Origin of the sequence: Paraburkholderia sp. C35 (assembly GCF_003121405.1) — a bacterium.
Taxonomy (GTDB): domain Bacteria; phylum Pseudomonadota; class Gammaproteobacteria; order Burkholderiales; family Burkholderiaceae; genus Paraburkholderia.
In genome coordinates this window covers 16,848-39,617 of the sequence record NZ_QBUY01000084.1, presented here as the reverse complement: position 1 = coordinate 39,617, position 22,770 = coordinate 16,848, and the positions used below count along the sequence as shown (strand labels likewise).

Below are 22,770 nucleotides of genomic sequence, written 5' to 3'. Positions count from 1 at the left end.
TTTCTTTGCGGCGGCAAAGAAAAGTAGGAGCCGCCCCGCACAGGGGCAACACTAGCAGACCACTAACAAACCGCGGACGCCAGCAAAAAGCAAAAAGCAAAAAAACCAAACCCAACAATCAATTATCAAACGCAGCCAGATACTCAGCCCAATGCGGCGCCAACTCCTGCGCAAGGGAGTTCTTCACAAACGCGATCTCATCCGCATACTCTTCGGGAGAAAAACCCCCACGCATCAACTGAAAGCGGCAATAGAGCAGATAGGTATTGACCACGTCCGTCTCACAGTAGTTGCGAATCTCATCGATCCGCCCCGCCTGGAACGCGGACCACACCTGCCCTCCATCCATCCCGAGCTTGCCGGGAAACCCGCACAGCTTGGCAAGCGCATCGAGTGGCGCGTTCGCCCTCGCCTGATACATGGCGAGCACGTCCATCAAATCGGTATGTCGCGAGTGATAGCGGCTGATGTAGTTGTTCCACTTGAACTCGCGATCATCCTCGCCGAGATCCCAATACTGTTTCGCACGAATCCCGTTCACCAGCGCCCGGTAATGCAGCACGGGCAGATCGAACCCACCGCCATTCCACGACACCAGCTGCGGCGTGTATTTCTCGATCGTGCGATAAAACGACTGCACGAGCGAAGCCTCACCGTCGGCAGGCGTGCCGAGCGAACGCACGCGGAAACCGTTGTCGTCGCGGAACACACAGGAAATCGCCGCAACCCGCTGCAGATGATGCGGCAGAAAATCGCCGCCCGTCTTCTCGCGCCGCGCCGCAAACGCGTGCTCGGCCACTTCTTCGTCGGACATCGTTGCGGGAAGACTTTCAAGCCGGCGAATGCCGGCGACATCGGGAATCGTCTCGATGTCGAATACCAGAATGGGAGTCATCAAATTTCTAGAGAACGGCGTCCTTGCGTACGCCATTGGAAGCAAAGAAGCGCTTCAGCCGCACCAGCGCTTCCTGCTGGATCTGGCGCACACGCTCGCGCGTGAGGCCCATTTCGTCTGCCAGCTCTTCGAGCGTGGCCGGTTCGATGTGATTCAGGCCGAAGCGGCGTTCGATCACATGCCGATGCTTGTCCGACAGCCGCGCCAGCCACGCGCGCGTCAGCGTTTCCAGCTCGCGATGCTGCACCTCGGCATCAGGCGACTGGCTCTGATCGTCAGACAGCAGATCGAGCAGGCTGCTCGCCGGGTCGAGATCGAGTGGCGCGTCGAGCGACGCGGTGTGCTCGTTCAGCGCGAGAATATCGGTGACTTCGTCGGTGGTCTTGCCCGTCAGATAGGCAATATCGTCGATGCTCGCGTCGCGGCGCTCGGCCGCTTCGCCCGAATTCATCGAATTCTTTTCGAGGTGACGCTTCGCGCGCAGCACCTGATTCAATTCGCGGATCACATGCACGGGCAACCGCACCGTGCGCGCCTGGTTCATGATCGCCCGCTCGATGCTCTGGCGGATCCACCACGTGGCGTAAGTCGAAAAACGGAAACCGCGCGTCGGGTCGAATTTCTCGATGGCGTGCATCAGGCCGAGATTGCCCTCTTCGATCAGATCGAGCAGCGGCACGCCGCGATTCAGATAACCCTTCGCGATGCTCACCACGAGCCGCAGATTGCGCTCGATCATCACCTGGCGCGCTTCGAACTCGCCTGCCTTCGCGAGCCGCGAATAACGCTGCTCTTCCTCGACGGTGAGCAGCGGCTTCACGCTGATCCGGTTCAGGTAGTGCTGGATCGTGTCAGCAGTGAGTTCGGCCTGCAGCAGCGCACGGAAATCGTCCGCGTCGGGCGCGGAATCGTTTGCGCCTTCGCGCGAATCGGATTCCTCGTCGGAACCCGACGACCGGTCGTCGGACTCGTTGCCGTTGTCGAGATCGTCGACGTTATCGTCGTCGACGTCCGAAGCGCCTGCGTCGTCCACCGAAACAGGCGTGGCACGGCTCACGGACTCAGTCTCTGCTTGCGACGGGCGGCGCTTCGATTTCGGCATGGTCGTATCGCTTGGCTTTATTGCGGCGGCAAATACTTCAATGGATCGACAGGCTTACCCTGCCGGCGAACTTCGAAATGCAACATCACGCGGTCCGAATCACTGTTGCCCATTTCGGCGATCTTCTGCCCCTTGGTCACCGCATCACCTTCTTTTACCATCAAAGCACGGTTATGTGCATATGCGGTGAGATACGTTGCGTCATGTTTGATGATAATGAGATTGCCGTAACCGCGCAGCCCATTTCCTGCATAAACCACGCGACCATCAGCGGAAGCCTTTACGGGATCGCCCGCAGCCCCGCCGATGTTCACGCCTTTGTTCTTCGAATCGTCAAAGCCGTTCAGCAACGGTCCACGCACCGGCCACGCAAACGTCACGTTGCCGTTGGCCGCCGTTGCGTCGCTCGCGGCGGGCGGCGGCGTGACAGCGGGTGCCGCCGACGCGCCCGGCGCCGCACCGTAAATGGGCGGCTGGTTCGCCGCGCCTGCCGACGGTGCGGGCTGCACGCCCGCAATCGGCGCGCTCTGCACCGCGCCACCGCCGATCGGCGCCGTCGCCACACCCGCCACCATCGGCGCGCCGTTCGCGCCCGGCGGAGCAACACGCAGCAACTGATCGACTTCGATCTGGTTCGGGTTGGTCAGGTTGTTCCACGAAGCGATGTCGCGATAGTTTTGACCGTTTTCGAGCGCGATCCTATACAACGTATCGCCCGGCTTCACTCGGTAGTAGCCCGGAGGCGGCGGGCCGAGCGGCACGGCAGGCTGCGCGCCGGGCGCGGCGCCCGTCTGCGTGACGGTGCCAAGGGTGCCGGAGCGATCGACGACGGGCGCCTGATCGAGCCGCGTCGCACATGCGGCCAGGACGGACAGCATGGCCACGCAAACGCTGCGCTGAGCGACGGACAACGGGACATTCAGGCTGGTTCTTTGCATCGCGCGAAACATACTCATCGGGTTCAAATCACTCCGGATTTTAAGGGGACAAAGAAAACGCGATCAAGCCGCGATTCGCGCCACTGCGCGGGCCCCGTGCGCTCGACGAGCGTGAGCACCTGCGACTGTCCGTCCTGCGATCCGACGGGCGCCACGAGCCGTGCGCCGATGGCAAGCTGCTCGAGCAGCGCCTGCGGCACATCGAGTCCCGCCGCGGCGATCACGATGGCATCGAACGGCGCCACCGCCGGCAAACCGATTCGACCGTCGCCGTAATGCAGGCGGATGTTCGGGATGCGCAGCGGGCGCAGGTTGGTCTTCGCGCGCTCGTAGAGCGGCTTGATGCGTTCAATCGAATACACGTCGCGCGCGACGTGGCTCAGTACGGCTGCCTGATAGCCGCAGCCGGTGCCAATTTCCAGCACGTTCGTGAGCGTGCGGCCCTGCGCCGCCAGCTCGATCATCCGGGCGACCACCGACGGCTTCGAGATGGGCTGGTGATGGCCGCTCGGCAGCGCCGCGGCTTCGTAAGCCTGCGTCGCGAGGCCGGGGTCCACGAACATGTGGCGCGGCACCATCGCCATCGCATTGAGCACGCGCGGATCCGTGATGCCGTGCGCCCGCAGGCGTTCGACCATGCGCTCGCGCACGCGTTCGGACGTCAGCGTGTGCGCACTCGTCAGCGCGACGTTGGGCGCCCCGGTGCGCTCGAACGATGCCGTCACAGGGCGCGGCAACTGGTTGCGCGCGCCGTCGTTGCGGATCGTGGAGGCGCTTTTCGTATTGACGATTCCGGACGCGCTTTTTGTAACGGCAGGTGCACGTGCCGACGACGCGGCCGGTTTCGCATTCGCATTCGAATTGAGAATGCCCGGCGTTGTCTTTGCAGCCGGCCTCGGCGTCGCGGCTTTCGGTGCGACTACCTTAGGTGCGGTTTTGACGGCAGCCGCTTTCGGTGCAGCCGGCTTGGCCGCTTTCGCACCGCGCGCGTCAGCCCGGCGCGGCTCGCGCACCAGATCTTCGAGTCCCAGCGGAAAGCGCTTTGCGCGCTCGCCGGTCATGAACTGCCGCTCCCGGCGCGCAGCCAGTCGCGCGCCGCGGGCAGCATGGCCGTATGGGTCAGATCGAGTTGCAGCGGCGTGATCGACACGAAGCCGTTCGCTACCGCGTGGAAATCTGTGCCTTCGCTTGCATCGCGCGCGGAACCTGCCGGTCCGATCCAGTAGATCGGTTCGCCGCGCGGATTGGTCTGGCGGATCACCGGCTGCGACGGATGCCGCTTGCCGAGGCGCGTGATGCGCCAATCGCGCAACTGCTCGTAAGGCAGATTCGGAATGTTGACGTTCAGCAACGGATGACCCGGCAGCGGCTGCTCGAGATAGTGCGCGACGATTTCGGCCGCGACGCGCGTGGCGTCTTCGAGATGCACCCAGTCCTTGTCGACCAGCGAGAACGCAATGGCGGGCACGTTGAACATGATGCCTTCCGTCGCTGCAGCGACGGTGCCCGAGTACAGCGTGTCCTCGCCCATGTTCTGGCCGTTGTTGATACCCGACACGACGAGATCGGGAACGTGGTCGAGCATGCCCGTCAATGCGATGTGGACGGAGTCCGTCGGCGTGCCGTTCACGTAGTAGAAACTGTTCGCCGAGCGCGACACTGACAGCGGACGCGACAGCGTCAGCGAGTTCGACGCGCCGCTGCAATTCTGTTCGGGAGCCATCACGGTGACATCGGCGAGCGGCTTGAGCGCTTCGTAAAGCGCAGCAAGGCCTGGCGCCAGATAACCGTCGTCATTGCTGAGTAGGATTCGCATGCGGCGATTGTAACCGAGGAAACAAGGCACGCGAACGACACACGGGCCTCGCGCATGCCTATGCTGTCATGCATCGCGGGCCATGCGCAGAGAGACGATGAAAGCGCACGGTCGTTCGGCCTTGCTTTACACTGCTTCGTTGCGAAGCTGGGTTCCGACGTGCTTATGAGCGATGCATGAACCTCGTCAAGCCTGCCACTTACCCTGAACGATGGGAGACACGATGCGCGCAATCCGCTGCAACCAGTACGGCCCGCCTGAAACCCTGAGCATCGAGACATTGCCGGATCTCGTGCCGCAAGCCGGACAGATCGCAATCGACGTGAAAGCAGCGAGCGTCAATTTCCCCGACGTGCTGATCATTCAGAACAAGTACCAGTTCAAGCCGCCCTTGCCTTTCACGCCGGGCGCGGAAGTGGCGGGCATCGTGCGCGCGGTCGGCGATGGCGTGACGCAATTCCGGCCCGGCATGCGCGTGGTCGCCTACACGCAGCAAGGCGGCTTCGCCGAGCAGGCGATAGCCGACGCCAACGCATGCGTGCCGCTGCCCGATGACGCCGATCTCGAAGTGGCCGCCGTCTTCACGCTGGCTTACGGCACGTCGCATCACGCGGTGGTCGATCGAGCGGCGCTGAAAGCCGGCGAAACCATGCTCGTGCTCGGCGCGGCCGGTGGCGTCGGCCTCGCTGCCGTTGAAATCGGCAAGGCGCTCGGCGCGCGCGTGATCGCTGCCGCATCGAGCGATGAAAAACTCGCAACCTGCGTCGCGCATGGCGCCGACGCCACCATCAACTACTCGACGGAAGACTTGCGCGAGCGCATCAAGGTGCTGACCGATGGCAAAGGCCCGGATGTGATCTATGACCCGGTCGGCGGCAGTTATGCGGAACCGGCGTTTCGCAGCATCGGCTGGCGCGGGCGTTATCTCGTGGTCGGCTTTGCGAACGGCGAGATTCCGAAGCTGCGGCTCAATCTCGCGCTGCTGAAAGGCGCGAGTATCGTCGGCGTATTCTGGGGTGATTTCGCGCGGCGCGAGCCGCAACGCAATGCGGCCGCCTTTCAGGAAATGCTCGGCTGGATTCGCGCGGGCAAGCTCAAGCCGCTGGTGTCGGCGCGTTATCCGCTCGAAGACACGGCGCGTGCGCTCAACGACATGGCGCAGCGGCGCGTGCTCGGCAAGATCGTGATTACGCCGTAAGCGTAAGCGTTGCGTACACGCGACTTCAAATGAAAACGGCGCGTGGTTCACGCGCCGTTTTCGAATGCGGGCTTGCCGCAATCAGATCTTTTCGGTCTCGCCGCTTTTCGGCTGCCATTTCATCAGGCGCTTCTCCAGCGCGCCGACGATCGCATCGAGTATCAGCGCAAACGCCGTCAGCACCAGAATGCCGGCGAACACGGTGTTGATATCGAACGTGCCTTCCGCCTGCAGGATCAGATAGCCGACGCCGCGCGCCGAGCCCAGATATTCGCCGACCACCGAGCCGACGAACGCCAGCCCCACCGACGTATGCAGGCTCGAAAACACCCAGCTCATCGCGCTCGGCAGATAGACGGCGCGCAGCAGCTGCTTGCGGTTCGCGCCGAGCATGCGCGCGTTCGCCAGCACCACGGGGCTCACTTCCTTGACGCCCTGATAGACGTTGAAGAACACGATGAAAAACACCAGCGTCACGCCGAGCGCGACCTTCGACCAGATGCCAAGACCGAACCACACGCCGAAGATCGGCGCGAGAATCACGCGCGGCATCGAGTTGGCGGCCTTGATATACGGATCGAACAAGGCACTGGCGAGCGGCGACAGCGCGAGCCACAAACCCACGCCCAGCCCCAGCACGGTGCCGAGCGCGAAGGCAAGCACCGTCTCGATCAGCGTGATCCACAGGTGCAGATAGATTTCACCCGACGCAAACCATTCCCAGATCCGCACCAGCACTTTCTGCGGCTCGCCGAAGAAGAACGCGGCCTTGTTGGCATCGTCGAAATAGAACGCGGGCAGCAAGGTCGGACTGGTCAGCACGTACCAGAGCACGAAGCACAGCACGAGCAGCAGCCATTGCCAGATGACGAGATTCGCGCGGTTCGGGCGCAAGGTTTTCCACATGTCAGTTGCCCTCCTGCGCGACGCCCAGTTGCTGCTGATAACCCTTGAGCACTTCATCGCGCAGCACGCTCCAGATCTGCGCATGCAGTTCGATGAAGCGAGGATGCGTGCGCACTTCGGCGACATCGCGTGGGCGCGGCAGATCGATCGTGAACTCGCCGATAGGATGCGTGCCCGGCCCCGCCGACAGCACCACCACGCGGTCCGACATCGCAATCGCCTCATCCAGATCGTGCGTGATGAACAGCACGGCCTTGCGCTTTGCGGCCCACAGATCGAGCAGTTCGTTTTCCATCAGCTGGCGCGTCTGGATATCGAGTGCCGAAAACGGCTCGTCCATCAGGATGATGTCGGGATCGAGAATCAGCGTCTGCGCCATCGCGACCCGCTTTCGCATGCCGCCCGACAGTTGATGCGGGTAACGGTCTTCGAAGCCGCCGAGGCCGACGCGCTTGAGCCATTCGTCGGCGCGCTTGCGGGCTTCATCAGGCGGCACGCCGTGAAACTGCAGGCCCGCCAGCACGTTGTCGAGCGCCGAGCGCCACGGCATCAGCGCATCGGCCTGAAACATATAGCCCGCGCGTTTGTTGATGCCGGAGAGCGGGTCGCCGAACACCGTCCCCGCACCAGACGACGGTTCGAGCAATCCCGCGCCCACATTCAGCAGCGTGGACTTGCCGCAGCCCGTCGGCCCGACCACGGAAACGAACTCGCCCGGCGCGATGCGCAGCGTGGTGTCCTTGACTGCCGTGTAGCGTTGTCCGCGCTTTTCGCGCGACGCAAAGGTGCAGGTGATGTTTTCGAGCGCCAGGGCGGCAACGGTCATCGTTCGGCTCGCTTCTATTGATTCTGTTCGCTGCTACGCTTGCTATGCGCGTCGTCAGGCTTTGACGGTGGCGAGCGCCTTCTTCACAAAGTCGTTCGTCCACGTCTTCGACAGATCGATCGGCTTGCCCTTCACAGTTTCGTCGAATGCCTGCAGTGTCTTGAGCGACGTGGCGGGACCGTCGGCGGGCATCAGGCCATCGGGCGACATCGCTTCCTTGACGTGCTGCCACGAATCCAGATACAGCGCACGGTCGCCGAGCAGATACGATTCGGGCACCGTGTTGATCAGTTCGGTGCCCGTTGCCGTCTGCAGCCACTTGAGCGCACGCACCATCGCGTTGGTCAGCGCCTGCGTGGTGTTCGGATTCTTGCTGATGAAAGTTTGCGATGCGTACAGGCAACCGGCTGGCATGTTGCCGCCGAACACCGTATGCGTATCGGCGAGCGTGCGCGTGTCGGACACGACGCGAATCTCGCCTGAACGTTCGAGCTTGGTCATCACCGGGTCGAGATTGGCGAGCGCGTCGATCTGGCCGGACTGCAGCGCGGCGATTGCGCCCGCGCCCGCACCGACGCCGATGAACGACACATCCTTTGCGGACAAACCGGCCTTCGCCAGCACGAAGCTCGCCATGATCGACGTCGACGAACCCGGCGCCGTCACGCCGATTTTTTTGCCCTTGAGATCGGCGATGGTCTTGTAGTTCGCCATCGTCTTCTTCGACACGGCGAGCACGATTTGCGGCGCGCGCCCTTGCAGCACGAACTCGCGGAAATACTGGTTCTTCGCCTGCAACAGCAGCGTGTGCTCGAACGCGCCCGACACCACGTCCGCGCTGCCGCCGACAGCCGCCTTCAGCGCCTGCGAGCCGCCCGCGAAATCGGAGATTTCGATTTCGAGGCCTTCGTCCTTGAAGAAATTGCGGCGCTCGGCGATGGTGAGCGGCAGGTAATAAAAGAGGTTCTTGCCACCGACGGCAATCGAGACCTTCGATGTCTCGAGCTTGCTTTGACCGAATGCCAGCGGCGAGCCGACGAGCGACGCGCCCGCGAGTGCCGCGCTGCCTGCGAGGAAGCTTCTTCGTTGCATGGTCCTGTCTCCGTTTTTTGTTCTGTTGCGGGCTGTTCGATGCCCGTCTGCCTGCCCGTTTTGATGCGCTAACGGCGCGCGGCGCCGCTTACCGGCTACACGATCTGTTGCGCGTGCAACCTTGCAATGTGGTCCGCATCATAACCCAGCGTTTGCAGAACTTCATCGGTATGTTCACCCAGTTCCGGGCCGAGCCAGCGCGTCTCGCCGGGCGTTGCCGAGAGCTTCGGCGTGACGTTCGGCAGCGTGATTTCGCGGCCGTCCTGCGATTTGAAGGTCTGGATCATCTGGCGCGCGACGTACTGCGGATCGGTGAACATGTCGGCGACGCTGTAGATGCGGCCCACCGGCACGTCGGCGGCGTTCAGCACGTCGAGCGCTTCGTCGATGGTGCGGGTCGAGAGCCACGCGGCAATCGCGCCGTCGATTTCCTGCGTGCGCGGCACGCGGCCATCGTTATGCGCGAGAGATGGATCGTTCGCGAGGTCTTCGCGGTCGATCGCGATCATCAACCGTTTGAAAATGGGATCGCTATTGCCGCCGATCACGATGCTGCCGTCGCGGCACGGATAGGTATTCGACGGCACGATGCCCGGCAGCGATGCACCCGTGCGCTCGCGCACCATGCCGTACACGCCGTATTCGGGCACCACGCTTTCCATCATGTTGAAGACGGCCTCGTACAGCGCGACATCGACGACCTGCCCTTTGCCGCCGTTCGCTGTGCGGTGATGCAGCGCCATCAGTGCGCCGATCACGCCGTGCAGCGCCGCGATCGAATCGCCGATCGAAATGCCGATGCGCGGCGGCGGCAAATCCGGATAGCCGGTGATATGGCGCAGCCCGCCCATCGATTCGGCAATCGCGCCGAAGCCGGGACGGTCGCGATACGGACCCGTCTGGCCGTAGCCGGACAGACGCACCATCACGAGACCGGGGTTTTCCGCCGACAGCACGTCATACCCGAGGCCGAGCTTTTCGAGCAGCCCAGGCCGGAAATTCTCGACGACGATATCCGCTTCTTTCGCCAGCTTGCGTACGATTTCCTTGCCTTCGTCGGCCTTCAGATTGATCGTCACTGACTTCTTGTTGCGCGCCTGCACGGCCCACCACAGCGATGTGCCGCCCACTTCGGGATAGAGCTTGCGCCATTTGCGCAGCGGATCGCCGCCCTTCGGATCTTCGATCTTGATCACGTCCGCGCCGAACTCGCCGAGAACGCGCGCGGCGAACGGACCCGCGATCAGCGTGCCGAGTTCGAGCACCTTGCCGCCTGCGAGCGGGCCTGTGGGTTTATCGGTCGACGATGGCGTTTGCGTTGAAGTGGATGCGCTCATGGGTCTCCTGATCTGCTTCGTGCTGGCCGGGCGCGTTGCGCTTTGTTATTGGCGTGTCTGGCGTGTCGATGCCGCGCACGCGCGGCTACATGTTGCGCCGGTCGAGCATCGCGCGGGCGATGGTGCCGACGTCGACATATTCGAGCTCGCCGCCCACGGGCACGCCGCGCGCGAGCCGTGTAACGGACAGGCCGCGTGCTTTCAGCGTCTGGCCGAGGTAATGCGCCGTCGCCTCGCCTTCGTTCGTGAAGTTGGTGGCAAGCACGACTTCCTTGACGATGCCATCGGACGCGCGTTTCACCAGCCGGTCAAAATGGATTTCCTTCGGGCCGATGCCATCGAGCGGACTGAGCCGCCCCATCAGCACGAAGTACATGCCGCGCCAGGTCATGGTCTGTTCGAGCATGATCTGGTCGGCCGGGGTTTCGACGACGCATAGCAGCGTCGGATCCCGTTCGGTATCGCTGCAGACCTCGCAGATCTGCGCTTCCGTAAAGGTGTTGCACTTCTCGCAGTGCTGCAGATTCTCGGTCGCGAACAGCAGCGAGCGGCCGAGTTTTTCGGCGCCTTCCCGATCGTGTTGCATCAGGTGATACGCCATGCGCTGCGCGGACTTCGGACCGACGCCGGGCAGCGCACGCAGCGCTTCGACGAGCGCCGACAAGGCGGAAGGTTGTTTCATGCTGATACGGCGGCGCCCATCGGTAGAAGGTTACGTCGCGAGTGTGTTCAGGCGCGCAAGACCGCGCCCTTGCGCCATTCGCTCTATTCGATCAGGAACGGCGAGCGCGCGGCGCATGCTGTCATGCCCCGCGCGCGACACGCTGCGCGATTTAGAACGGCAGCTTGAAGCCCGGCGGCAGCGGCAGGCCGGAGGTCATGCCACCCATCTTTTCCTGCGCGGTGGCTTCTGCCTTGCGCACGGCATCGTTGAAGGCAGCGGCGACGAGATCTTCGAGCATGTCCTTGTCGTCGGCGAGCAGGCTCGGATCGATCGATACGCGGCGCACGTCGTTCTTGCAGGTCATCGTCACCTTGACGAGACCGGCACCCGACTGCCCCTCGACTTCGATCAGCGCGAGTTGCTCCTGCATCTTCTTCATGTTTTCCTGCATCTGCTGGGCTTGCTTCATCAGCCCGGCGAGTTGGCCTTTCATCATGGACTTGCTCCTTCGTAATAGTTGATTCGGTGGGGCGCGTACCGGTGGGCGCGACGGGCGCGACGGACGGCGCGCGCGGAAATCAGTGACCGGCGGCGCTCTGGGCGCCTTCGGCGCCCGGCAGTAGCGGACGCACCGAACCCGGCACGATGCTCGCGCCGAATTCGCGGATCAGCGACTGCACGAACGGATCCGCGCCGATCTCGCGCTCGGCTTCCTGCTGGCGTTTGGCGCGATCGATGGAATAGAGCACGGCGGCTGGGCGTTGCACCGGGCCGACTTCGACCTGCACGTCGATCTCGCTGCCCAGACGCTCGGCGAGCGCGGCCTTGAGCTTCGCGACCTGCGCGGGCTCGGCGTACAGCTGGACGGCGACGTTGAGCTTGAGCGTCTTGCCGGCGACGGCCATCAGTTCGCTGTTGAAGGCGAGCTGGTACGAGATGCCTTTCAACGGCAGCGTAATGGCGAGCGCGGGCCAGTCGCCGTCGAAGCCGATCGCATCGAGCGGCACGGCGGGCGGCAGCGTGCGGATATCGACGACGGGCGCGGCTGCGGGCGTTGCGGCCGGCGCATTGCCACGGCCGACGAGCATATCGTCGGGGCCGCTGTCGAAGACGGGAATGAAGTTGTCGTCGGACGGCGCGAAGAACGCATCGGCCGACGATGCAGGCATGTAGTCTTCGGGCGGAATGTCTTCCCACGGCGGCACGGCGGCGGCGCCTTGTGACTGTGCGGGGCGCTGCGGCTGAGGGCGCGCGACGCTTTCCTGTTGCGCGGCGGCTGCGGCACGGCGCGCCGGATCGGGCGTCGGCACGCGCACGGCGACGCGGGGTGCGGCAGGTTTGGCGGCTGCTGTGGGCGCGGCAGCGGCAGGTGCTGCCGATGCGCGACCACGATCCGTCGATACCTTGTTGCCCGCGTTGCGCAATACGTCCAGCGCGGCGCTGGCGCCGCCCGCCCGGCGCGGGGCTGCGGCGGCTTGCAGCGGTGCTTCGTCCTGTTGCGGGGCGACGTCTTGCGCCCGGGCTGATGTATCGAGTGCGTCGGCGCTCGCAGCAGTCTCGCTGACCACCGGATCATCGGCGGCTGCAGCCGTCGGCGCGACGGCATCATCGACCTGTGCGGGTTTGATGTTAGGCACAACTGCCTGCGGCACGCGAGCTTCGCCAATGGCTTGGGCCTGAACAACAGGCGCCGATTCCGGCTTCTGCACGGGAGCAGTTGCAACCACAGCCGCCGTTGCAACCGGCGCACGATCCTGCGATGCAGCGGACGCAGCCGCAACGGGCGCACCCGTGCGCTTCGCGCCCGCAGCGGGAACGCTCGACCGCCCTGCCGGCGTCACGCCTCCGCCACCACCACCGTTCGGTGCCGGCTCGAACGCCAGCATGCGCAACAGCGTCATCGTGAAGCCCGCGTATTCGTCGGGTGCGAGACCCAGCTCGCTCCTGCCGATCGTCGCAATCTGATAGAACAGTTGCACCTGCTCAGGGCTCAAGGCTTCGGCGAAACGGCGCAGATCGGCGGCTTCCGGCCACTCTTCCAGCACCGACGACGGCGAGAACTGCGCCCACGCAATCTTGTGCAGCAAACTCGCGAGATCCTGCACCGCGGTCGAGAACGACAGGCTGCGCAATGCCATTTCATCGGCGACGGACAGCACGCTCGCGCCATCGCCAGCCGCGAGTGCGTCCAGCAAACGGATCAGATAGCTCTGATCGAGCGCGCCCAGCATGCCGCGCACGGCTTCTTCCGTCACCTGGTTAGCCGAATAGGCAATCGCCTGATCGGTCAGCGACAGCGCATCGCGCATCGAGCCGTCAGCCGCGCGCGCGAGCAGACGCAGCGCCTGCGCTTCATGCGGAATATTTTCTTCGCCGAGAATGCGCTCGAGATGCGACACGATATGTCCAGCCGGCATCTGCTTCAGGTTGAACTGAAGGCAGCGCGACAGCACCGTGACGGGAATCTTCTGCGGATCGGTCGTAGCGAGGATGAACTTGACGTGCGGCGGCGGCTCTTCCAGCGTCTTCAACATCGCGTTGAACGCGTGGTTGGTGAGCATGTGCACTTCGTCGATCATGTAGACCTTGAAGCGTGCATCGACGGGCGCGTACACCGCGCGCTCCAGCAGCGCGGCCATTTCGTCGACGCCGCGATTGCTCGCCGCGTCCATCTCGACGTAATCGACAAACCGCCCTTCGTCGATCTCGCGACACGCACGGCACACGCCGCATGGCGTGGACGTGACACCCGTCTCACAGTTGAGCGCCTTCGCGAAGATCCGTGAGAGCGTCGTCTTGCCGACGCCCCGCGTGCCGGTAAACAGATACGCGTGGTGCAGACGGCCACCGTCGAGCGCGTGCGTGAGCGCGCGCACCACGTGCTCCTGTCCGACAAGCGACGCGAAATCCTTCGGCCGCCATTTGCGTGCGAGAACTTGATAGGTCATCCGGAAATTGTATCAGCAAGACTGAGGCGAAAAGACGAATCGATAACGCGCTCGACAGCCCGACCAGACAAGGCGTGGCAACCCTCTGACGCTTCATTGATTTTCGCTACGGAAGCGATAGGACGTACCGCGTGCAGGACGACGCAGACAGAAGAAAAAACAGGGGAAGTACGACAGATGAGAAAAAAGGAAGGTGACGAGCCCGACCCTCGGCACTGGTGGAAAACGGCTGTGGCTGCTTCGTTCCCGACCTGACCAGGTTGACCGCCCCTCCATGCGAGGAGGCCCGTCACGAAGCATTCTAACACCGCTCGTCGCGCCACGCGAGAGGCCTAGGGACAAAAGCTGAAGAATGTTAAGCGGAACTCCATCGCCGCCCTCTTGTGTTCGCTTGCGGGATCTCCACATTGGTCATGTAACGAGGGCGCCGCCGCGCTTCGCGTCTGTCTGAAGTCATAAGACGCACGCAAGGCACAGCCTGAAACCCTACCGCCGGTATGCGTACTATCACGGCGGGCAACGCATAGCAATTTAGGCTAAACTGACGTTCAAGTGATCCGCAAAGCCAAGCCAGTCCGCCCTCTCGAAGGTGTCCCCACGATACTTCCCGCGGTGCGATTCATGGTTTGTCCTGTGGCAAAGCGAACGGAAAGTTTTCTGATTCTGTTGTATCGTGGCGGGCAATCAAGGCAGGCCTCGAACCGAAAGAGGTATTCACACAAATGAGCGAACACATCAAGCATATTAGCGACGCGTCGTTTGAACAGGACGTCGTCAAATCCGACAAACCCGTACTGCTCGACTTCTGGGCAGAATGGTGTGGCCCGTGCAAGATGATCGCGCCGATCCTCGACGAAGTGGCGAAGGACTACGCTGATCGCCTGCAGATCGCCAAGATCAATGTCGACGAACACCAGTCCACGCCCGTCAAGTTCGGCGTGCGCGGCATCCCCACGCTGATTCTGTTCAAGAACGGCGCGGTCGCGGCGCAGAAGGTCGGCGCCCTGTCGAAGTCGCAACTCACCGCGTTCCTCGACGGCAACCTGTAAAGTGCAGGCACGGCAGCGCGCTCGAGTCAGTTAAAGCGCACCGCCCGGCTCGCGAGATGCATCGGCCATGAAGCTTTGGCGTGCATGAAGCGAGCCGCATGATTCTTGTTGTCACTGGACAACAATGACAACAAGAATCATGCGCCATACAAGAACCGGCCCTGCAGGCTGGTTTTGGCGTGTGCTATGCTAGAATCCACAAAACGTCGAAAAGACGAGTAAGTCCTTGAGCGGTTCCGCTCACTTCTCCTCCCAGATTTCATTTCAGGTCGCACCTTCTCCTGCGGGTTCTCCGTATGCATTTATCCGAGCTTAAGACTCTGCACGTGTCCCAATTGATCGAGATGGCCAATGGCCTCGAGATCGAAAGTGCGAACCGCCTGCGCAAGCAGGAACTGATGTTCGCCATTCTAAAAAAACGCGCCAAAACGGGCGAAACGATCTTCGGTGACGGCACGCTCGAAGTGCTGCCCGACGGCTTCGGCTTCCTGCGCTCGCCGGAAACCTCGTATCTCGCAAGCACGGACGATATCTATATCTCGCCGTCGCAGATCCGCCGCTTCAACCTGCATACGGGCGACACCATCGAAGGTGAAGTCCGCACGCCGAAGGACGGCGAGCGCTACTTCGCGCTGGTGAAGGTGGACAAGGTCAACGGTCAGCCGCCGGAAGCCTCGAAGCACAAGATCATGTTCGAGAATCTGACGCCGCTGCACCCGAACAAGGTGCTGCTGCTCGAACGTGAGATGCGTGGCGAAGAAAACGTCACGGGCCGCATCATCGACATGATCGCGCCGATCGGCAAGGGTCAGCGCGGCCTGCTCGTCGCGTCGCCGAAGTCCGGTAAGACCGTGATGCTTCAGCACATCGCGCATGCGATCAAGCAGAACCATCCCGACGTCATCCTGTTCGTGCTGCTGATCGACGAACGTCCTGAAGAAGTGACGGAAATGCAGCGTTCGGTGGCGGGCGAAGTGATCGCCTCGACCTTCGATGAACCGGCTGCGCGTCACGTCCAGGTCGCCGAAATGGTGATCGAAAAGGCCAAGCGCCTCGTCGAAATGAAGAACGACGTGGTCATTCTGCTCGACTCGATCACGCGTCTCGCACGTGCGTACAACACGGTCGTGCCGGCATCGGGCAAGGTGCTGACGGGCGGTGTCGACGCCAACGCGCTGCAACGTCCGAAGCGCTTCTTCGGCGCGGCTCGTAACATCGAGGAAGGCGGTTCGCTGACTATCAGCGGCACGGCGCTGATCGAAACGGGCAGCCGCATGGACGACGTGATCTACGAAGAGTTCAAGGGCACGGGCAACATGGAAGTGCACCTCGAGCGCCGTCTCGCGGAAAAGCGCGTCTATCCGTCGATCAATCTGAACAAGTCCGGCACGCGTCGCGAAGAACTGCTGATCAAGCCCGAGATCCTGCAAAAGATCTGGGTGCTGCGCAAGTTCATCCACGACATGGACGAAGTCGAAGCCATGGAATTCCTGCTCGACAAGATCCGCCAGACGAAGAACAACGCCGAGTTCTTCGACATGATGCGTCGCGGCGGCGGTTAAGCCAGCCTCGCCCATCGCTGTACGAAACGCCTGCCTTCGCGCAGGCGTTTTTTATTTCAGCCCTGATTTAACGTTCTTCCTTACGCCATCCGGCTACACGCCGATGCGCGCGGACACCTTTCTCTATAATGCTTCACGCCGACCAGTGAAGCATCACCATGCCGACCGCCGACTCTTCCACTTAGCTCACCGTGCGCGATGCCGCCGAGCGTCTGAACGTCACGCCGCGCACCCTCAAGTATTACGAGGAACGCGGCCTCGTCACGCCCAGCCGCAGCGAAGGCCGCTATCGTCTCTACGACGCGAGCGATCTCGAACGCTTCTCGCGCATCCTGCGTTTGCGTGCGCTCGGGTTTTCGCTGGCGGGCATCACGGAAATGCTCAAGCGCCCACTCGAAGACACCGACAGCGGACGTCGCGGCTATTCGACCGAATCGCTGCAGCAGATTCGCGATGGTCTCGCGCAACAGGTCGAATCGCTCGATGCGCGGATCGAATCCGTGCAGCGCGAATTGAAGGAAGCGCAGAAGCTGAAAGCCGAACTGAGCGACGATCTGGACTATGTGCAGCGCCGACTTGCGGGCGAAAGCGCCGACGATCTGATCCAGAAACGGCGCGCGGCCGTTGCGCTCAAGCGCGGCAAGACCACCAAAGCCTGAGCGTCTGAAGCCAGCAGGCGCCGCCCGACATCGACCCCACCTACGAAGACAAACTCGCGATGTTTTCGAAACTCACGAACTGGTTCGACACACGCCGCCGCGACCGCGCGCTGCGCACGCACGCCATCGACGACGCGCTCTGGCAGGCGACACTCGACGGCTTGCCGTTCCTGTCGCATCTTGCGTCCACCGATCTGCTGCGCCTGCGCGAGCTAACGAGTCTCTTCATCGCGCAAAAAGAATTTTCGACGGCACATGATCTCGAACTGACCGATCAGATCACCGTCGCGATCGCCGTGCAGGCATGCCTGCCCGTGCTGAATCTCGGGCTGGATCTGTATCGCGGCTGGGTAGGTGTGATCGTGTATCCGGGCGAGTTCGTGATCCGCAAAACGGTGGAAGACGAAGACGGCGTCGTGCATGAAGTCGAGCACGACGCGAGCGGTGAAGCGTGGGAAGGCGGCCCCGTGATCCTGTCGTGGGAAGACGCGCAGATGACGGACGGCTCGGACGCCTACAACGTCGTGATCCACGAATTCGCGCACAAGATCGACATGGTGACGGGCGAGGCCGACGGCCATCCGCCGCTCTTTCGCAAACTGCACGCGCCGCTCGATTCCGCGCAATGGGCCGACGTGTTCGATCACGCGTACGACCAGTTCTGCGCGAAGGTAGACGCCGTGCCGGACCGGCGCTGGGCGCGCTTCGAGCGTGAGTCGCTGATCGATCCGTACGCCACCGATCATCCGTCGGAATTTTTTGCCGTTTGCAGCGAGGCGCTGTTCGTGAAGCCACGCGAATTCGGAGCTGAATACCCGGAGCTTTATCGGCTGCTCGCGCGCTATTACCGTCAAGACCCCGCGCGCACGGGCGCGCTTAGCGAAACGGACAGTTGAAAGCTATCCACCGACAAACCGCCCCAGGACACCCCAAACTGCGCAACCACAACGCGAAAAAACCTCCGCAAACCTCGTCAAAGGTCTGATTTTCTGGCATAATCGCCGTTTTTCGACCTTAGGCAAGTGGCTCGCGGTTGCGGAATTCTCCGGCTCCCGGGTTGGCTACCGCCAGATTAAAGGAAAGACCATGAAAGAAGGCATTCACCCGAATTACCGCGAAGTCCTGTTCGTCGATATGTCGATCGACTTCAAGTTCGTGACGCGCTCGACCATCCAGACGCGTGAAACGGGCACGTTCGAAGGCAAGGAATACCCGCTGGCGAAGATCGAAGTCTCGTCGGAATCGCACCCGTTCTACACCGGCCAGCAAAAGATCATGGACACGGCAGGCCGCGTCGAGAAGTTCAACAAGAAGTTTGGCGCCCGCGCTTCGGGCAAGGCCACGAAGTAATACTCCCGTGCCGGTCCCGACTCCCGTCCGGGCCGCTACGATGCAAAAAGGGCAGCGCAAGCTGCCCTTTTTTGTCGCTGAAAGATTTGTGGATCGGCCGTCCCATCCGCTTTCAGCGCCAGCCGCTCTGCCATCCGTGCAACTGTCTGTAAGGCAGCGTGTGACGCACAGCGCGCCACCCGTCTACAATGCCGCATGCCTGAATCCGAGACGCCTCCTGCGCTCCACCAATAACTCACGGCTGCCCCGCGCGCAGCCCCACACGAACACCGCATGAGATCTGTCGTTCGCCTCACCGCCTCCGCTACCAGTGCGTTGCCGCGCTGGCTGCTGCTCACTATCTGCGTCGTCTATGCGTCGTTTGGCCTGTTCGGGCGCGATCCGTGGAAGAACGAGGACGCAGCCGGCTTCGGTGTCATGTGGACGATGGCCAACGGTTCGCTGCACGACTGGCTGCTGCCGAATCTGGTCGGCAAGTACATGACCTCGGACGCGCCGCTCGGCTACTGGCTCGGCGCGAGCGCGATCCGCGTGCTCGATCCCCTCGTCGATGCGAGCAACGCGTCGCGCGTGTTCACGGGCCTGCTGTTCTGCGCGGCCTGCGCGTTCGTGTGGTACGCCGCGTATCTGCTCGGCCGCCGGCCCGAAGTGCAGCCATTCAAGTACGCATTCGGCGGCGAACCCGAGCCACGCGACTACGGCCGCACACTCGGCGACGGCGCCCTGCTGATCCTGCTGGCCACGTTCGGCCTCGCCGAGCGCGGCCACGAAACCACGCCGCAGATCGCGCAGTTCGTCTGCATCGCGATGCTCGTCTACGGCCTCGTGCGCATGGTCGACAAGCCCGTTCAGGGCGCGCTCATCTGGGGTACGGCGATCGGCCTCGTCACGCTGACCAGCAGCCCGGTGCTGGTGGGCGCGCTGCTGATCGGCACCTTCGCGATGATGGTGATCGTGCACGAGACACACTGGCGCACGCTGATGATCGCCGGCCTGCCGATTGCGCTGGTGTTGTCGGTGGCATGGCCGCTGGCGGCCATCGCGCTCTATCCCGACGACGCCGTCTGGTTCCTCCATCAATGGATGCGCGGCAGCCTGCAGGCGTTCGCCGGCCCCTATGGCGCGACCCTGCTCTATGCCGTCAAGAACCTGTCGCTATACGCATGGCCTGCCTGGCCGCTCGCGATCTGGGCATGGGTCAGCTGGGCAGGACTGCGGCGCGCGCCGCACATCGCGATTCCGCTGTCGGTCATTGCGCCGCTGCTGATTCTCGTCGTGCTGCAAAGCCACGGTTCGAACCGCCTGTTCATCCTGCTGACGCCCGCGCTCGCCGTGATCGCCGCGTTCGCGCTGCCGACCCTCAAGCGCGGCGCGATCAACGCCATCGACTGGTTCGCGGTGCTCAGCTTCACCGTGCTCGGCAGTTTCGTGTGGCTCGTCTGGCTGGCGGGCATGACGGGCTATCCGCATCAGTTGGCGCGCAACCTTGCGCGTCTCGCGCCGGGCTTTTCGCCGCAATTCAAGATTCTGTCGTTCGTGTGCGCGGTCGCCGTGACCGTGTGCTGGTTCGCGCTGGTGCAATGGCGCGTGGCGCGGCACCCGAAGGTGCTGTGGCGCAGCGTGGTGCTGTCGAGTGCGGGCACGACGCTGATGTGGGTGCTGCTGATGACACTGTGGCTGCCCGTCGTCAACTATAGCCGTACTTATAAGGATGTCGCCGAGCAGATTGCCGCGCATCTGCCGTCGGACTACACCTGCATATCGCCCGTTCGTCTCGGCGATGCGCAAATCGCGACCTTCGCCTATTTCGGCGACATGCACTTTTCGTTCGATGAAGACTGCGACGTGATCCTGCGTCAGGACACCCAGGATTTCGGCGAACCGAGCGCGATGCCGAACTACATGTGGAAGCTCGTCTGGGACGGCCGCCGCGCGGCCGACCGCGACGAACGCTTCCGGCTCTACGTGCGTATCGACCGCCCGCAGCCGCCTGTGAAGCGTCGTCCGTGGCGCCCGAAGAAAACCGACTGACCATGTTCGCCGATGCCCGGAAAATCGCCGCGCTCGCGTGGCCGGTGCTGATCGGCCAGCTGGCCATCATCGCGTTCGGCGTGATCGATACGGCGATGATCGGCCGCTTCTCGGCGACCGATCTCGCCGCACTCGGACTCGGCTCGTCGATCTATATTTCGGTGTACATCGGGTTGATGGGCATTCTGACAGCGCTGCAGCCGATTGCCGGCCAGCTGTACGGCGCCGCGCGCTACGAAGAGATCGGCGAGGAAGTGCGTCAGGCGCTGTGGCTCGCGGCGGCGCTCGCCGTGATCGGCTTTCTGATCCTGTACTTCCCTCACCCGCTGCTGCAGCTGGCGCGCGCGCCGGAAGCGCTGCGCGATCGCACGGTATCGTATTTGCGGATACTCGCATTCGGCCTGCCCGCGAGTCTCGCGTTTCGCGTCTATAGCTCGCTGACGAATGCCGTCGGCCAGCCGCGTCTGGTGATGATCCTGCAGATCGGTGCGCTGCTGCTGAAGCTGCCGCTCAACACGGTGCTGATTTTCGGCAAGTTCGGCTTGCCCACGCTCGGCGGTCCGGGCGCGGCGCTCGCGAGCACCCTGATCAACTGGACGCTCGCGATCGTCGGCATGACGGTGATGTCGAAGCTCGACGTGTTCCGCCCATTCGCGATTTTTCGGCACTTCTGCTGGCCTGTGTGGCAGCGTCAGGCGGCGCAGTTGAGGCTTGGCGTGCCGATGGGCATGTCGTATCTGATCGAAGTGACGTCGTACACCTTTATGGCGCTCTTTATTGCGCGCTTCGGTACGACCACGCTGGCGGGCCATCAGATTGCGGGCAATATCGGCGCGGTGCTGTACATGACACCGCTATCGATCGGTATTGCCACGTCGACGCTCGTGGCCCAGGCACTCGGCGCGCAGCGCTTCGAGGCGGCACGCACGCTCGCGCGGCACGGCATCGCGATGGCGGTGGCGATCGCGTGCTGTTATGGCGTGATCGTGCTCGCGCTGCGGCCCGTCATCATCTCGGGCTATACGCCGAATCCGCAGGTCGTGCAGGCGGCCATGCCGCTGGTGCTGATCGTCGTGTTCTACCATCTGTGCGACGCGCTGCAGATCACGTCGGCATTCGTGCTGCGCGCGTATCGCGTGGCGGTCGTGCCGACTGTGATTTATGCCGTCGCGTTGTGGGGCGTCGGGCTGGGCGGCGGTTATGCGCTCGGCTTCGACGTCGGCAGCTGGGTGCCGGAATCGGTGACGGGCGCACGCGGTTTCTGGCTGGCGAATACGGTGAGCCTGCTGATCGCGGGCATCGGTCTCGCGCTGTATCTGCGGACCGTCAGCGCGCGTTCCGTGCGAATGCATGCCGTGGAGCAAAAGGCGGATAGCGCCGTCTGAGGCGCGGCGGCGTTGGTTCGATCGCTTTCCGACGATCTCCCCTTGCAGACTCGGCATTGAATGCGAACCACCCAGGCCCCTTCGGGTGATGGCGGCAAAACAGACGGTTAGTTGCATTCAGGATTTTCCCCGACGCCCGATTTAGCGCGGACCAACCCTCAAGCCTCCGCCGCTTCCTCCTCATCACGCCGCTCAAACACCTCACGTGCCGCAAACAGCGCATTCAACGCCGCCGGAAAGCCCGCATACACGGCCATCTGCATGAACACCTCGACGATCTCGTCGCGCGTGCAGCCGACGTTCAACGCCGCCTCGATATGCACCTTCAACTGCGGCTGCGCATTGCCCAATGCGGCCAGCGCCGCGATCGTCGCTATCTCCCGCGCACGCAGATCCAGTTGCGGACGGCTATACACATCGCCAAACGGAAACTCGATCAGCAGCCGCGCGAAATCGGGCGCAACAGGTGCCAGCGCGGCGATCACTTTCTCCCCTGCCGTTCCGTCGATTTCCTTCAGCTTGTCCCAGCCGCGTGCATAGCGATCGTTTGTTGTTTGATTCATGGCGAGTCCTTGACCAGTGTGTTATCGAAATGACCTGTCGATGCCGCCTCACGTTCGGCTGCCTCGTAGAACGCGATCTTGTCGGTGATCGCGTCGAGGCTGGTCTGCAATTCGGCGATGCGTGCAAGCACCGTATCGCGATGCTCGATCAGCATCTTGCGCCGCGCGCCGAAGGTTGCTTCCCCTTCCGCGCGCAACGCAGCGAACGCCTGCATCCCGGCGATCGGCATGCCCGTCGCCTTCAGGCGCATCACGAACTGCAGCCAGTCGAGATCGGCGGGCGCATAGAGCCGATGCCCGGCATCCGTGCGTCCGATCGAACGCAACAGACCGGCCTGCTCGTAGTAACGCAGCGTATGCGTGGACACGCCGCTCGTAGCGGCGACCTGACCAATCGTGAGTGCTTTCGACATGACGGAACTCAGGTTAGGACTTCGAGTGAACTCTAA

22 protein-coding genes and 1 other RNA gene are annotated in these 22,770 nt (G+C 62.9%); 8 read left to right on the top strand and 15 right to left on the bottom strand.

Annotation, left to right across the window (positions count from 1 at the left end; genetic code table 11):
• Window positions 1-118: 118 nt before the first annotated feature.
• Genes DK391_RS32865 through surE form a run of 5 tightly spaced genes read right to left on the bottom strand, consistent with a single transcriptional unit; the run spans window position 119 to window position 4,751 of the window.
• On the bottom strand, window positions 119-895 hold the full coding sequence (locus tag DK391_RS32865) for a 3'-5' exonuclease (protein WP_109482174.1): 777 nt from the start codon (window positions 893-895) through the stop codon (window positions 119-121).
• 7 nt (window positions 896-902) lie between these two features.
• Entirely contained in the window at window positions 903-1,997 is a 1,095-nt protein-coding gene (gene rpoS / locus DK391_RS32860; protein WP_109482173.1) for an RNA polymerase sigma factor RpoS, read from the bottom strand.
• Between the two features lie 17 nt (window positions 1,998-2,014).
• Window positions 2,015-2,953, bottom strand: a complete 939-nt coding sequence (locus tag DK391_RS32855) for a peptidoglycan DD-metalloendopeptidase family protein (protein ID WP_109482172.1) — start codon at window positions 2,951-2,953, stop codon at window positions 2,015-2,017.
• A 5-nt stretch (window positions 2,954-2,958) separates the two neighbouring features.
• Window positions 2,959-3,996, bottom strand: a complete 1,038-nt coding sequence (locus tag DK391_RS32850) for a protein-L-isoaspartate(D-aspartate) O-methyltransferase (protein WP_109482171.1) — start codon at window positions 3,994-3,996, stop codon at window positions 2,959-2,961.
• The gene (surE, locus tag DK391_RS32845; protein ID WP_109482170.1) at window positions 3,993-4,751 is read right to left on the bottom strand and encodes a 5'/3'-nucleotidase SurE; all 759 of its coding nucleotides are present in this window, start codon (window positions 4,749-4,751) and stop codon (window positions 3,993-3,995) included. Before surE ends, DK391_RS32850 begins: the two co-directional genes overlap by 4 nt.
• A 223-nt stretch (window positions 4,752-4,974) precedes the next feature.
• On the opposite strand from surE, the gene DK391_RS32840 reads away from it, so the two are divergent.
• On the top strand, window positions 4,975-5,949 hold the full coding sequence (locus DK391_RS32840; RefSeq protein WP_109482169.1) for an NADPH:quinone oxidoreductase family protein: 975 nt from the start codon (window positions 4,975-4,977) through the stop codon (window positions 5,947-5,949).
• Between the two features lie 81 nt (window positions 5,950-6,030).
• Here the strand turns inward: DK391_RS32840 and DK391_RS32835 are convergent, their stop codons facing one another.
• From DK391_RS32835 to ffs, 8 genes are all read right to left on the bottom strand, one after another.
• Window positions 6,031-6,855: an ABC transporter permease gene (locus DK391_RS32835; RefSeq protein WP_109482168.1), complete on the bottom strand. Its 825-nt coding sequence runs from the start codon at window positions 6,853-6,855 to the stop codon at window positions 6,031-6,033.
• Window position 6,856: 1 nt separating this feature from the next.
• Window positions 6,857-7,681, bottom strand: a complete 825-nt coding sequence (locus DK391_RS32830; RefSeq protein WP_109482167.1) for an ABC transporter ATP-binding protein — start codon at window positions 7,679-7,681, stop codon at window positions 6,857-6,859.
• Between the two features lie 54 nt (window positions 7,682-7,735).
• The gene (locus tag DK391_RS32825; protein WP_109482166.1) at window positions 7,736-8,773 is read right to left on the bottom strand and encodes an ABC transporter substrate-binding protein; all 1,038 of its coding nucleotides are present in this window, start codon (window positions 8,771-8,773) and stop codon (window positions 7,736-7,738) included.
• A gap of 95 nt (window positions 8,774-8,868) precedes the next feature.
• Window positions 8,869-10,110 (bottom strand): CaiB/BaiF CoA-transferase family protein, encoded by a 1,242-nt coding sequence (locus DK391_RS32820; RefSeq protein ID WP_109482165.1) that lies wholly within the window; start codon window positions 10,108-10,110, stop codon window positions 8,869-8,871.
• Window positions 10,111-10,195: 85 nt separating this feature from the next.
• The gene (recR, locus tag DK391_RS32815; protein WP_109482164.1) at window positions 10,196-10,792 is read right to left on the bottom strand and encodes a recombination mediator RecR; all 597 of its coding nucleotides are present in this window, start codon (window positions 10,790-10,792) and stop codon (window positions 10,196-10,198) included.
• Window positions 10,793-10,943: 151 nt separating this feature from the next.
• Window positions 10,944-11,270: a YbaB/EbfC family nucleoid-associated protein gene (locus tag DK391_RS32810; protein WP_007182071.1), complete on the bottom strand. Its 327-nt coding sequence runs from the start codon at window positions 11,268-11,270 to the stop codon at window positions 10,944-10,946.
• Between the two features lie 82 nt (window positions 11,271-11,352).
• Complete coding sequence (gene dnaX, locus DK391_RS32805; RefSeq protein ID WP_109482163.1) at window positions 11,353-13,722, bottom strand: DNA polymerase III subunit gamma/tau; 2,370 nt, start codon at window positions 13,720-13,722, stop codon at window positions 11,353-11,355.
• Window positions 13,723-13,914: 192 nt separating this feature from the next.
• Window positions 13,915-14,013: signal recognition particle sRNA small type (gene ffs / locus DK391_RS32800), an RNA gene on the bottom strand.
• A 431-nt stretch (window positions 14,014-14,444) separates the two neighbouring features.
• On the opposite strand from ffs, the gene trxA reads away from it, so the two are divergent.
• From trxA to DK391_RS32765, 7 genes are all read left to right on the top strand, one after another.
• On the top strand, window positions 14,445-14,771 hold the full coding sequence (trxA, locus tag DK391_RS32795; RefSeq protein WP_007586494.1) for a thioredoxin TrxA: 327 nt from the start codon (window positions 14,445-14,447) through the stop codon (window positions 14,769-14,771).
• Between the two features lie 296 nt (window positions 14,772-15,067).
• Window positions 15,068-16,333 (top strand): transcription termination factor Rho, encoded by a 1,266-nt coding sequence (rho, locus tag DK391_RS32790; RefSeq protein WP_109482162.1) that lies wholly within the window; start codon window positions 15,068-15,070, stop codon window positions 16,331-16,333.
• 191 nt (window positions 16,334-16,524) lie between these two features.
• On the top strand, window positions 16,525-16,992 hold the full coding sequence (locus DK391_RS32785) for a MerR family transcriptional regulator (RefSeq protein ID WP_109482161.1): 468 nt from the start codon (window positions 16,525-16,527) through the stop codon (window positions 16,990-16,992).
• Window positions 16,993-17,051: 59 nt separating this feature from the next.
• Window positions 17,052-17,888, top strand: coding sequence for a M90 family metallopeptidase (locus DK391_RS32780; protein ID WP_109482160.1), 837 nt, complete (start codon window positions 17,052-17,054; stop codon window positions 17,886-17,888).
• A gap of 190 nt (window positions 17,889-18,078) precedes the next feature.
• The gene (locus DK391_RS32775; protein ID WP_109482159.1) at window positions 18,079-18,342 is read left to right on the top strand and encodes a type B 50S ribosomal protein L31; all 264 of its coding nucleotides are present in this window, start codon (window positions 18,079-18,081) and stop codon (window positions 18,340-18,342) included.
• A 273-nt stretch (window positions 18,343-18,615) separates the two neighbouring features.
• Window positions 18,616-20,373 (top strand): UDP phosphate-alpha-4-amino-4-deoxy-L-arabinose arabinosyl transferase, encoded by a 1,758-nt coding sequence (locus DK391_RS32770; protein WP_109482158.1) that lies wholly within the window; start codon window positions 18,616-18,618, stop codon window positions 20,371-20,373.
• Between the two features lie 2 nt (window positions 20,374-20,375).
• Window positions 20,376-21,758, top strand: coding sequence for an MATE family efflux transporter (locus DK391_RS32765; protein WP_109482157.1), 1,383 nt, complete (start codon window positions 20,376-20,378; stop codon window positions 21,756-21,758).
• 158 nt (window positions 21,759-21,916) lie between these two features.
• Here the strand turns inward: DK391_RS32765 and DK391_RS32760 are convergent, their stop codons facing one another.
• Together DK391_RS32760 and DK391_RS32755 are read right to left on the bottom strand one after the other, a co-directional pair.
• Window positions 21,917-22,321 (bottom strand): carboxymuconolactone decarboxylase family protein, encoded by a 405-nt coding sequence (locus DK391_RS32760; protein WP_109482156.1) that lies wholly within the window; start codon window positions 22,319-22,321, stop codon window positions 21,917-21,919.
• Window positions 22,318-22,734, bottom strand: coding sequence for a MerR family transcriptional regulator (locus tag DK391_RS32755; protein WP_109482155.1), 417 nt, complete (start codon window positions 22,732-22,734; stop codon window positions 22,318-22,320). The genes DK391_RS32760 and DK391_RS32755 overlap by 4 nt, the downstream gene beginning before the upstream one ends.
• Between the last annotated feature and the right edge of the window lie 36 nt (window positions 22,735-22,770).